The organism is Pseudomonas sp. McL0111 (assembly GCF_052567255.1).
Map to the genome: position 1 here is coordinate 1,062,560 of NZ_CP199585.1, position 12,292 is coordinate 1,074,851.

Consider the following 12,292-nt stretch of genomic DNA (forward strand, 5'->3'; position numbering starts at 1 on the left):
TATATTGGATAGAAACATTAGCCAGCTATATGATTTTTTCCTTTGCCTGCCTGGCCGTGCCCTCCGAGGTCTGAAGTGAAAACTGCTGTCGCGCCCCTTGCCCATGAAGTCCCGCCCGCTGCGGCGGACGATATCGTCGCCGAGCTGCAAGAGATCTACATCGAAAAAGGCACACCGATGTTCATGCGCACGGTGCTGGCGCTGTTCAGTGGCGGCTTCGCGACTTTTGCGCTGTTGTATTGCGTGCAACCGATGATGCCGCTGCTGTCTCACGAGTATTCGATCAATGCGGCGCAGAGCAGCCTGATCCTTTCGGTTGCGACGGGCATGCTCGCCATCGGTCTGCTGATCACCGGGCCGATTTCCGACCGGGTCGGGCGCAAACCGGTGATGGTCGCGGCATTGTTCGCCGCGGCGCTGTGCACCATGGCCAGTGCGATGATGCCGAGCTGGCAAGGTGTTCTGATCATGCGGGCGCTGATCGGGCTGTCGTTGAGCGGGCTGGCGGCAGTGGCGATGACTTACCTGAGTGAAGAGATTCATCCGCAGCACATCGGTCTGGCGATGGGTTTGTACATCGGCGGCAATGCGATTGGCGGGATGAGCGGACGCTTGATTACCGGGGTGTTGATCGACTTCGTCAGTTGGCACACGGCGATGCTGGTGATTGGCGGTCTGGCGCTGATTGCCGCCACGGTGTTCTGGAAAATTCTCCCGGAGTCGCGCAACTTCCGCTCGCGCTCGCTACACCCGCGCAGCCTGCTCGACGGTTTCACCATGCATTTTCGCGATGCGGGCCTGCCGCTGCTGTTCCTTGAGGCATTCGTGCTGATGGGCGCGTTTGTCACGCTGTTCAACTACATCGGTTATCGCTTGCTGGCCGCACCGTACAACCTCGATCAGGTGTTTGTGGGTCTGCTGTCAGTGGTGTACCTGTCGGGCATCTACAGTTCGGCGAAAATCGGTTCGCTGGCGGACAAACTGGGGCGACGCAAAGTGCTGTGGGCGACGATTGCGCTGATGTTTGCCGGCCTCGCCCTGACCATGTTCAAACCGTTGCCGCTGGTGATCCTCGGCATGTTGATCTTCACCTTTGGCTTCTTCGGCGCGCACTCGGTGGCAAGCAGCTGGATTGGGCGTCGAGCGCTCAAGGCCAAAGGACAGGCGTCGTCGTTGTATCTGTTCAGCTATTACGCCGGTTCGAGCATTGCCGGGACGGCGGGCGGGGTGTTCTGGCATATGGGCGGATGGAATGGCATCGGCCTGTTCATTGGCGCGCTGTTGGTGGTGGCGCTGCTGGTGGCGTTGAAACTGGCGAAGTTGCCACCGTTGCAGGGTGTCAAAGCCTGATACAAAACCTACATTAGAAACAAAAACGCCCGGCATAAGCCGGGCGTTTTTTATTGCAGCGCGATCAATCGTGATACTGCGCCGACAACTCATGCACGGCACGCAAGAACGCGCCAGCGTGTTCCGGATCAACCTCAGGGGTGATGCCGTGGCCGAGGTTGAATACGTGGCCGCTGCCCTTGCCGTAGCTGGCCAGAATGCGCCCGACTTCGGTGCGGATCGCTTCTGGTTTGGCGTACAGCACGGTCGGGTCCATGTTGCCTTGCAGCGCAACCTTGTCGCCAACGCGGGCGCGGGCGTTGCCGATGTCGCAGGTCCAGTCCAGGCCCAGTGCGTCGGCGCCGGCGTCGGCGATGCTTTCCAGCCACAGGCCGCCGTTCTTGGTGAACAGGATCACCGGCACCTTGCGACCTTCGTGCTCGCGGATCAGGCCGCTGACGATTTTCTTCATGTAGGCCAGCGAGAATTCCTGATACGCCGCTGCCGACAGGTTGCCGCCCCAGGTATCGAAGATCTGCACCGCTTGTGCGCCGGCCATGATCTGGCCATTGAGGTACGACGTCACCGACTGAGCCAGCTTGTCGAGCAGCAGGTGCATGGCTTGCGGGTTGTCGTAGAGCATGGCTTTGGTCTTGCGGAAGTCTTTCGACGAGCCGCCTTCAACCATGTAGGTCGCCAGAGTCCACGGGCTGCCGGAGAAGCCGATCAGCGGCACACGGCCGTTCAGTTCGCGGCGAATGGTGCTGACCGCGTCCATCACGTAGCCGAGGTCTTTGTGTGGATCAGGGATCGGCAGCGCTTCGATGTCAGCCAGGGTGCTGACGACTTTCTTGAAGCGCGGACCTTCACCGGTCTCGAAGTACAGGCCCTGGCCCATGGCATCGGGGATGGTGAGGATGTCAGAGAACAGGATCGCCGCGTCCAGTTGTGGATAGCGGTCGAGCGGTTGCATCGTGACTTCGCAAGCGAACTCCGGGTTCATGCACAGGCTCATGAAGTCACCGGCCTTGGCGCGGCTGGCGCGGTATTCAGGCAGGTAGCGACCGGCCTGACGCATCATCCACACCGGGGTGACGTCTACGGGTTGCTTGAGCAGGGCGCGAAGGAAACGGTCGTTCTTCAGGGCAGTCATGTCGGCATCCGGAAAAAAAGTGCGGGCATTTTCTCAGAGCGCGACGCAAAAGGCACGGTTGCAGGTCAGCCTTTTGTCTATCGGGTCAATTTATTGCAATGAAACACGGTTTTTTGCAACACCGAGAAACACTGTGGGAGCTGGCTTGCCAGCTCCCACAGGTATTGCGGTGTAGTTTCGAACAGTGATCAGACTTCCAGGTAATCCAGAATCCCTTCAGCCGCATTACGGCCTTCGAAGATTGCGGTTACCACCAGGTCGGAACCACGCACCATGTCGCCACCGGCAAAGATTTTCGGATTGCTGGTCTGGTGCTTGTACTTGCCTTGCTCAGGCGCAACAACGCGGCCCTGGCTGTCGGTCTGGATTTCGAACTGTTCGAACCACGGCGCCGGGCTCGGACGGAAACCGAAAGCGATGACCACGGCGTCGGCCGGGATGATCTCTTCGGAGCCCGGGATCGGCTCAGGGCTGCGACGGCCACGGGCGTCCGGTTCGCCGAGACGGGTCTCGACCACTTTCACGCCTTCGACCTTGTCCTCACCAACGATGGCAATTGGCTGACGGTTGTAGAGGAATTTCACGCCTTCTTCCTTGGCGTTCTTCACCTCTTTGCGCGAGCCCGGCATGTTCGCTTCGTCACGACGATAGGCACAGGTCACCGATTTGGCGCCCTGACGAATCGAAGTACGGTTGCAGTCCATCGCCGTATCGCCACCGCCGAGCACCACAACCTTCTTGCCTTTCATGTCGACGAAATCTTCCGGCGACTTTTCAAAGCCAAGGTTGCGATTGACGTTGGCGATCAGGAAATCGAGCGCATCGTGCACGCCCGGCAAGTCCTCACCGGCAAAGCCGCCCTTCATGTAGGTGTAGGTGCCCATGCCCATGAACACTGCATCGTATTCTTCGAGCAGTTGCTCCATGGTCACGTCTTTGCCGACTTCGGTATTCAGACGGAACTCGATGCCCATGCCGGTGAAGACTTCGCGGCGATTGCTCAGCACGGTCTTCTCAAGCTTGAACTCGGGGATGCCGAAGGTCAGCAAGCCGCCGATTTCCGGGTTCTTGTCGAACACCACCGGGGTCACGCCACCACGCACCAGCACGTCGGCACAACCCAGACCCGCCGGGCCTGCGCCGATGATCGCGACACGTTTGCCGGTCGGTTTGACCTTGGACATGTCCGGGCGCCAGCCCATGGCGAACGCGGTGTCGGTGATGTACTTCTCGACCGAACCGATGGTCACCGCGCCGAAGCCGTCGTTGAGGGTGCAGGCACCCTCGCACAGACGATCCTGCGGGCACACCCGGCCGCACACTTCCGGCAGGGTGTTGGTCTGGTGCGACAGCTCGGCGGCCTGAAGGATGTTGCCCTCGGCCACTAGCTTCAGCCAGTTGGGAATGAAGTTGTGCACCGGGCACTTCCATTCGCAATACGGGTTGCCGCAACCCAGGCAGCGGTGAGCCTGATCGGCCGAGTGCTGGGGTTTGAACGGTTCGTAGATTTCCACGAACTCTTTCTTGCGTTGACGCAACAGTTTCTTCTTCGGATCTTTGCGCCCGACATCGATGAACTGGAAGTCGTTATTCAGACGTTCAGCCATTGTTAAAACCTCATCAAACTCTTCAGGCGCATATCACTGCGGGTTGGCACGAGTGCTGGAAAGCAACGATTTCAGATTGGCAGCCTTGGGCTTGACCAGCCAGAAACGGCGCAGGTAGTCATCGAGGTTCTCGGCGAGTTCACGACCCCACTCGCTGTTGGTTTCCCCGACGTACTCGTTCAGCACGTTTTGCAGGTGGCTGCGATAGGCTTCCATCGCTTCGCCGCTGATCCGCTGGATTTCCACCAGTTCGTGGTTGACCCGGTCAACGAAGGTGTTGTCCTGATCGAGCACGTAGGCGAAACCACCGGTCATGCCTGAGCCGAAGTTGTAACCGGTCTTGCCCAAGACGCAGACAAAACCACCGGTCATGTACTCGCAGCAGTGATCGCCAGTGCCTTCCACAACGGTGTGGGCACCGGAGTTACGCACGGCGAAACGCTCGCCTGCGGTGCCGGCGGCGAACAGCTTGCCGCCCGTGGCGCCATACAGGCAGGTGTTGCCGATAATGGCGCTGTCCTGAGTCTTATAAACGCTGCCCTGCGGCGGCACGATGGTCAGCTTGCCACCGGTCATGCCTTTGCCGACGTAGTCGTTGGCATCGCCTTCCAGGTACATGTTCAGACCGCCGGCGTTCCACACGCCGAAGCTCTGACCCGCAGTGCCTTTGAAGCGGAAAGTGATCGGCGCCCTGGCCATGCCCTGGTTGCCATGCTTGCGGGCGATTTCGCCGGAGATCCGCGCGCCAATCGAACGGTCGCAGTTGCAGATATCCAGATCGAATTCGGCACCGCTCATGTCGTTGATCGCCGACGTCGCCAGCTCGACCATTTTCTCTGCCAGCAGGCCCTGGTCGAACGGCGGGTTGCGCTCAACACCGCAGAACTGAGGTTTGTCCGCCGGGATGTGATCGCTGCCGAGCAGCGGGGTCAGATCCAGATGATGTTGCTTGGTGGTCTGGCCTTCGAGGATTTCCAGCAGATCGGTACGGCCGATCAGCTCTTCGAGGGAGCGCACGCCCAACTTCGCCAGCCACTCACGGGTTTCTTCGGCGACGTAGGTGAAGAAGTTGATCACCATGTCGACGGTGCCGATGTAGTGGTCTTTACGCAGCTTCTCGTTCTGAGTCGCAACGCCGGTGGCGCAGTTGTTCAGGTGGCAGATGCGCAGGTATTTGCAGCCCAGGGCGATCATTGGTGCGGTACCGAAGCCGAAGCTTTCGGCGCCGAGAATTGCAGCCTTGATCACGTCGAGGCCGGTTTTCAGGCCGCCGTCGGTCTGTACCCGGACTTTGCCGCGCAGGTCGTTGCCACGCAGGGTCTGGTGGGTTTCGGCGAGGCCGAGTTCCCACGGAGCGCCCGCGTATTTGATCGAGGTCAGCGGCGAAGCACCGGTGCCACCGTCGTAGCCGGAAATGGTGATCAAGTCCGCATAGGCCTTGGCCACACCGGCAGCGATGGTGCCAACGCCAGCTTCTGCTACCAGTTTCACCGAGACCAGCGCCTTGGGGTTGACCTGTTTCAGGTCAAAGATCAACTGCGACAAGTCTTCGATGGAGTAGATGTCGTGGTGCGGCGGTGGCGAAATCAGGGTCACGCCCGGCACTGCGTAACGCAGTTTGGCGATCAGCCCGTTGACTTTACCGCCCGGCAGTTGCCCGCCCTCGCCCGGCTTGGCGCCTTGCGCGACCTTGATCTGCAGCACTTCGGCGTTGACCAGGTATTCCGGAGTCACCCCGAAACGGCCGGTCGCGACCTGTTTGATTTTCGAGCTCTTGATGGTGCCGTAACGCGCCGGGTCTTCACCACCTTCACCGGAGTTGGAACGCGCACCGAGGCGGTTCATGGCTTCGGCCAGGGCTTCGTGAGCTTCCGGCGACAGGGCGCCCAGCGAGATGCCGGCGGAATCGAAGCGCTTGAGCACCGATTCCAGCGGCTCGATTTCACTGATGTCCAGTGGCTTGTCGAGAGTCTTGACCTTCAGCAGGTCGCGAATCATCGACACCGGACGGTTGTCCACCAGCGAGGTGTATTCCTTGAACTTGGCGTAGTCGCCTTGCTGCACGGCGGCTTGCAGGGTGTTGACCACGTCCGGGTTGTACGCGTGATATTCGCCACCGTGGACGAACTTCAGCAGACCGCCCTGCTGGATCGGCTTGCGCGGACTCCAGGCTTCGGCGGCCAGGGCTTTCTGCTCGGCTTCGATGTCGACGAAACGCGCACCCTTGATACGGCTCGGCACGCCACGGAAGCTCAGGTCGCAAACTTCTTCGGACAGACCGATGGCTTCGAACAGCTGCGCACCGCGATACGAGGCGATGGTCGAGATACCCATCTTCGACAGGATCTTCAACAGACCTTTGGTGATGCCTTTACGGTAGTTCTTGAACACCTCATAGAGGTCGCCCAGCACTTCACCGGTACGGATCAGGTCACCCAGCACTTCGTACGCGAGGAACGGATAGACCGCCGACGCACCGAAACCGATCAACACCGCGAAGTGATGCGGATCGCGAGCAGTAGCGGTTTCAACGAGGATGTTGGAGTCGCAACGCAGGCCTTTTTCGGTCAGGCGGTGGTGCACCGCACCGGTAGCCAGCGAAGCGTGAATCGGCAGCTTGCCCGGGGCGATATGGCGGTCGCTCAAAACGATCTGGGTACGACCGGCGCGCACGGCTTCTTCAGCCTGATCGGCGACATTGCGGATAGCCGCTTCGAGGCCGAGGCTTTCGTCGTAGTTGAGGTCGATGATCTGCCGCTCGAAACCCGGGCGGTCGAGGTTCATCAGCGAGCGCCACTTGGCCGGGGAAATGACCGGCGAGCTGAGGATCACGCGCGAGGCGTGTTCCGGCGACTCCTGGAAAATGTTGCGCTCGGCACCGAGGCAGATTTCCAGCGACATCACGATCGCTTCACGCAGCGGGTCGATCGGCGGGTTGGTGACCTGCGCGAACTGCTGACGGAAATAGTCGTACGGCGTGCGTACACGCTGCGACAGTACGGCCATCGGCGTGTCGTCGCCCATCGAGCCAACGGCTTCGTAGCCTTGTTCGCCAAGTGGACGCAGTACCTGATCGCGCTCTTCGAACGTGACCTGATACATCTTCATGTATTGCTTGAGCTGATCGACGTCGTAGAAAGCCGAACCGTGGTCGTTGTCTTCCATGGTCGCCTGAATGCGCAGGGCATTCTTGCGCAGCCATTGCTTGTACGGATGACGGGACTTCAGACGGTTGTCGATGGCGTCGGTGTCGAGGATCTGCCCGGTTTCGGTGTCCACGGCGAGGATCTGCCCCGGACCGACACGGCCCTTGGCGATCACGTCTTCAGGCTGGTAGTTCCAGACACCGATTTCCGACGCAACGGTGATGAAACCATTGGTGGTGGTCACCCAGCGCGCCGGGCGCAGGCCGTTACGGTCGAGCAGGCACACCGCGTAGCGACCGTCGGTCATGACCACGCCGGCCGGACCGTCCCACGGTTCCATGTGCATCGAGTTGTACTCGTAGAACGCACGCAGATCCGGGTCCATGGTTTCGACGTTCTGCCACGCAGGCGGAATGATCATCCGCACGCCACGGAACAGGTCGATGCCGCCGGTGACCATCAGTTCGAGCATGTTGTCCATGCTCGAGGAGTCGGAGCCAACACGGTTGACCAGCGGGCCGAGTTCTTCCAGATCCATCAGATCATTGGTGAACTTGGTGCGACGGGCCTGGGCCCAGTTGCGGTTGCCGGTGATGGTGTTGATCTCGCCGTTGTGGGCGAGGAAGCGGAATGGCTGAGCCAGCGGCCATTTCGGCAGGGTGTTGGTCGAGAAGCGCTGGTGGAACACGCAGATCGCGGTTTCCAGACGTTCGTCGCTCAGGTCTGGATAGAACGCGGCCAGATCGGCCGGCATCATCAGGCCTTTATAGATGATGGTCTTGTGCGAAAAGCTGCAGATGTAGTGGTCGCTGTCGACAGCGTTGGTCACCGACGAACGGCGACGGGCGCTGAACAGCTTGACCGCCATGTCCTGGTCGCTCAGGCCTTCGCCGCCGATGTACACCTGCTCGATCTGCGGCAGGCGCTCAAGGGCCAGGCGGCCGAGGACGCTGGTGTCGATTGGCACTTTGCGCCAGCCGATCAGTTGCAGGCCTTCAGCGAGGATCTCGCGGTTCATGTTCTCGCGAGCGGCCTCGGCTTTCACCGGGTCCTGGTTGAAGAAGACCATGCCCACGGCATATTGCTTGGGCAGCTCGACGCTGAAGGCTTCCCGGGCGATGGCACGCAGGAAGGCATCAGGTTTTTGAATCAGCAGACCGCAGCCGTCACCGGTCTTGCCGTCGGCATTAATCCCACCGCGGTGGGTCATGCAGGTCAGGGCCTCAATGGCCGTTTGCAAAAGGGTATGACTGGGCTCGCCCTGCATATGGGCTATCAGGCCGAAACCGCAGTTATCCTTGAATTCATCTGGTTGGTACAGACCTGCTTTCATAGACACTTTCTCACCAGGCTGCCTCTTTTCGAGGCAAATTTCTTTTCAATTCAACCACTTGCGATCCGCGCCGAACGTACGCCGGCTTAGCGGGGGCAAAAGGGTGGTCATTGTACACAGCGACACAGAGGCTCACAAATTTGACGACGAACTGTCGCAAATTCATGTCGCATTTGTGAAAGGTTTAAAGCGATATGCTGTGCTAGTCAAAACTTTTTTAATTTTGACCGCAACGACTCAAAGACTACTGTGACGCAGACACCACAAGGCACGCGGTCTGTAGAGACGGCGCGCACATGTAGAAATTTTGAGGTGCTTGGAGAGGCGGCCTGGGTAAGGCCGCCGAATCTTCAGCGAGTTGTTGCCAGTTCCTGTTGGACGCTGGCGACAGTGCGAGGCCAAGGTTTACCAGCCTGAACCTTCGCTGGCAAGGCCTTGATGGCAGAAACGGCTGCATCACGATTGGCGAAGTTGCCGTAGGTGATCACGTAGAGAGGCTTGCCGTTGAGCACTTTCTTGAAATAGCGGTACTCGCCACCCTGCTCTTTGACGAAGTTTTGCGCAGTGGTTTCGGAGCTGGTGCCGAGGATCTGCACCACGTAGTTACCAGTCGGTTGCCCGGCGTACCAGCTACCACCCGCGGCTTTGGCGACGACAACCGGCTTCTCGGCCGGTTTGGCCGCTGCGACAGGCCTGGCCGGCGCTGGAGCCGGTTTCGCGGCTGGCGCTGCCGGAGCAGGCTTGGCGGTGGCGATCTGCGTTGGAGCAGGAGTCGGCCTGGCGGCTGGCACCGGAACCGGAGTTGGCGCAGGACCGGCCGCAACACCCGCTGGTGGCGCGGAAGTGGTCACGGTCGGCGGCGTAGCGCTGGAGCCTTCCAGTGGCACGCCATCGTCACCCTCGGTGATTCCGCCAGCCGCTTCGGCCAGTGGGCCGCGCATGACCGGTTGCGAGTTGCCGACCAGCGGCAATGGCATTGGCTGGGTATTGCCGGCGAACTCGACGTTCGGCGCGCCACCCTTGGCGCCCTGGCCCAATGGCAGTTGTGCCTGTTCATTGGCCGGTGCGCCGGTAGTCGGCGCCTTGTTGCGACCCGGCATCAGCCAGGCGGCGGCGACCGCGACCACTACGACGGCGGAAATCGCCAATACGTGTTTCTTCGGCATGTTGAACCCCATACTTGGACGCTTGACCGCAGAGCGGCTGGCGATCATGACTTCGATCAGTGCATCGCGAGCGACCTGGTTGATGTTGCCCGGCCAACCCTCGGAGCTTTCGTGAATATCAGAGATCTGATCTGCGGTGAAAAGTTCGACACCCCGGCCAGCACCTTCGAGCCGCTGGTCGAGATATTCGCGGGTTTCTTCTTCGGTGTACGGCTGCAGTTCGATGACGTGGAAGCGCTCTTCCTCAAGGTGCAAGGCCTCGAGTTGCGCAATCAGCGACGACTCACCGAACAGGAACACATGCGGGCGACCTTCAGGGGCACCGGCACCCAGCGCCATCAGCGCTTCGAGAGCGGACTCGTCGAGTTGCTCGGCGTCATCCACCAGCAGATAGACTTCCTGCCCGGTCAGCGCCAGTTGCACCACCTGATCGAGAATCGCCCCGACGTCGGCATGCGCCACGTTCAGCGCCTGAGCCACCTGACGCAGCACGCCGTTGGCATCACCGGCACCGCGCGCCGAAACCACCACGCTTTGTACCGATTGCTTGTTGGTGCTGGCCACCAGCGCCTGCCGCAGCAAGGTCTTGCCGCTGCCTTGCGGGCCGGTTACCACCAGCAACAACTGGCTGTAACGCGCCAGATGATGCAGTTGCCCCAGCACGGGTTTGCGCTGAGCCGGGAAGAATTTGAAGCCCGGTACCCGCGGAGCGAAAGGGTCGTGACTTAACTGGAAATGGCCGAGGAACGCCTCGTCGGCATGCAAACTAGTCATCGGAATCTTATTAACCTTTAAGCTGAGCCAGAGCGCGGTAATCCGCTCCCAGCGTGGCCTGTAGAACCTCTTTCGGATAATCGCCGGTCACCACCGCTTCGCCCATCCGGCGCAGCAGCACCAGGCGTAGACGACCGTCGATCACTTTTTTATCAATTGCCATATGTTCGAGAAAATCAGCTTCGGTCATCTCCGCTGGCGGAATCACCGGCAAACCGGCGCGCTGGAACAGACGAATGCCGCGATCACGCTCCTGCTCGCTGATCCAGCCCAGCCGCGCCGACATTTCCAGCGCCATGACCGTACCCGCTGCAACCGCTTCACCATGCAACCAGACACCATAGCCCATGTGGGTCTCGATGGCGTGGCCGAAGGTGTGGCCGAGGTTGAGCGTGGCGCGCACGCCGGTTTCCTTCTCATCAGCGCCAACCACCGCAGCCTTGGCTGCGCAGGAGCGCTCGATGGCGTACGTCAGGGCCTTCTGGTCCAGCGCACGCAGGGCGTCGACGTTGTCTTCGAGCCAGGTCAGGAACGGCTCGTCGCAGATCAGACCGTATTTGATGACCTCTGCCAGACCGGCGGACAGTTCACGCGCCGGCAGAGTATTGAGTGAGGCGGTATCGATCAGCACCACGTTCGGCTGGTAGAACGCGCCGACCATGTTCTTGCCCAGCGGATGGTTGATCCCGGTCTTGCCGCCCACCGACGAATCGACCTGGGACAACAATGTAGTAGGGATCTGGATGAAATCGACGCCGCGCTGGTAGCAGGCAGCGGCAAAACCGGCCATGTCGCCGATCACCCCGCCACCGAGTGCGATCACTGTGGTGCGGCGGTCATGACGGGCCGTCAGCAGGCCGTCGAAGATCAGTTGCAGGGTTTCCCAGTTCTTGAAGGCTTCGCCATCAGGCAACACCACGGAAACCACTGAGAACTGCGTCAGGCTGCGGGTCAGACGTTCGAGATAGAGCGGCGCAACGGTCTCGTTGGAGATGATTGCCACTTGCCGCCCATGGATATGCGGAGCCAGCAGCTCAGGCTGATCCAACAAACCTTCGCCAATATGAATCGGGTAGCTGCGCTCGCCTAAATCGACCTTGAGTGTCTGCATGTGTCCCCACAGTGAAGATGGAAGCAGGCGTCCTGCCCTGAATTATTGGTTATCTGCGATCTATAGCGGGTATGACGCCGCTCGCTCGCCATCCGCCACAACCGCGACGGGCTATGACAGGACGCCGAGGATAGCGCATTTCTCGCGGCGCTTTAACGGGGCGGCAGTTGTTGCAGACGCTCGAGAATATCGAGCACGACCATGCGCGGTGGCCGTTCGTCGGTTTCCACCACCAGATCGGCGATTTCCCGATAGAGCGGATCACGGATCGCCAGCAGGTCGCGCAGGGTTTTTTCGGGATTGGCGGTACGCAGCAACGGGCGGTTGCGATCGCGGGAGGTGCGACCGACTTGCTGCTCGACGGAGGCGTGCAGATACACCACTCGCCCGCCCGCGTGCAGGGCTTTGCGATTGGCATCACGCATCACCGCGCCACCACCGGTCGCCAGCACCACGCCATCGAACGCGCAGAGTTCGGCGATCATCGCCTCCTCGCGGTCACGAAAGCCCGGCTCGCCTTCCTTGTCGAAGATCCACGGGATATTGGCGCCCGTGCGCAATTCAATTTCCTTGTCGGAATCTTTGAATGGCAGGCGCAGCTCTTTGGCCAGCAATCGGCCGATGGTGCTTTTTCCAGCCCCCATCGGTCCTACAAGAATCAAATTTCTCACAG

Annotated in this window: 7 protein-coding genes; 1 reads left to right on the plus strand and 6 read right to left on the minus strand. The window is 60.3% G+C overall.

Annotation, left to right across the window (positions count from 1 at the left end; translation table 11 throughout):
- Window positions 1–132: 132 nt before the first annotated feature.
- Window positions 133–1,350, plus strand: a complete 1,218-nt coding sequence (locus tag ACTWLJ_RS04830; RefSeq protein ID WP_445181316.1) for an MFS transporter — start codon at window positions 133–135, stop codon at window positions 1,348–1,350.
- 64 nt (window positions 1,351–1,414) lie between these two features.
- On the opposite strand, the gene hemE is transcribed toward ACTWLJ_RS04830, so the two are convergent.
- The 6 genes from hemE to aroK all read right to left on the minus strand — a co-directional run bounded on the left by hemE (window position 1,415) and on the right by aroK (window position 12,290).
- Complete coding sequence (gene hemE / locus ACTWLJ_RS04835) at window positions 1,415–2,482, minus strand: uroporphyrinogen decarboxylase (protein WP_445180065.1); 1,068 nt, start codon at window positions 2,480–2,482, stop codon at window positions 1,415–1,417.
- Window positions 2,483–2,670: 188 nt separating this feature from the next.
- A complete protein-coding gene (locus ACTWLJ_RS04840) occupies window positions 2,671–4,089 on the minus strand; it encodes an FAD-dependent oxidoreductase (RefSeq protein WP_445180066.1) in 1,419 nt (472 codons plus the stop codon).
- A gap of 33 nt (window positions 4,090–4,122) precedes the next feature.
- Window positions 4,123–8,568: a glutamate synthase large subunit gene (gene gltB / locus ACTWLJ_RS04845; RefSeq protein WP_445180067.1), complete on the minus strand. Its 4,446-nt coding sequence runs from the start codon at window positions 8,566–8,568 to the stop codon at window positions 4,123–4,125.
- Between the two features lie 350 nt (window positions 8,569–8,918).
- Window positions 8,919–10,508, minus strand: coding sequence for an AAA family ATPase (locus ACTWLJ_RS04850; protein WP_445180068.1), 1,590 nt, complete (start codon window positions 10,506–10,508; stop codon window positions 8,919–8,921).
- A 10-nt stretch (window positions 10,509–10,518) separates the two neighbouring features.
- Window positions 10,519–11,619, minus strand: a complete 1,101-nt coding sequence (aroB, locus tag ACTWLJ_RS04855; protein ID WP_445180069.1) for a 3-dehydroquinate synthase — start codon at window positions 11,617–11,619, stop codon at window positions 10,519–10,521.
- 152 nt (window positions 11,620–11,771) lie between these two features.
- Entirely contained in the window at window positions 11,772–12,290 is a 519-nt protein-coding gene (gene aroK, locus ACTWLJ_RS04860; protein ID WP_445180070.1) for a shikimate kinase AroK, read from the minus strand.
- Window positions 12,291–12,292 lie beyond the last annotated feature (2 nt).

Bases quoted from the DNA above. Each gene is read 5' to 3' on its own strand.
- gltB (WP_445180067.1), bottom strand. From the start codon at position 8,568: ATGAAAGCAGGTCTGTACCAACCAGATGAATTCAAGGATAACTGCGGT.
- aroB (WP_445180069.1), bottom strand. From the start codon at position 11,619: ATGCAGACACTCAAGGTCGATTTAGGCGAGCGCAGCTACCCGATTCAT.
- ACTWLJ_RS04850 (WP_445180068.1), bottom strand. From the start codon at position 10,508: ATGACTAGTTTGCATGCCGACGAGGCGTTCCTCGGCCATTTCCAGTTA.
- ACTWLJ_RS04840 (WP_445180066.1), bottom strand. From the start codon at position 4,089: ATGGCTGAACGTCTGAATAACGACTTCCAGTTCATCGATGTCGGGCGC.
- hemE (WP_445180065.1), bottom strand. From the start codon at position 2,482: ATGACTGCCCTGAAGAACGACCGTTTCCTTCGCGCCCTGCTCAAGCAA.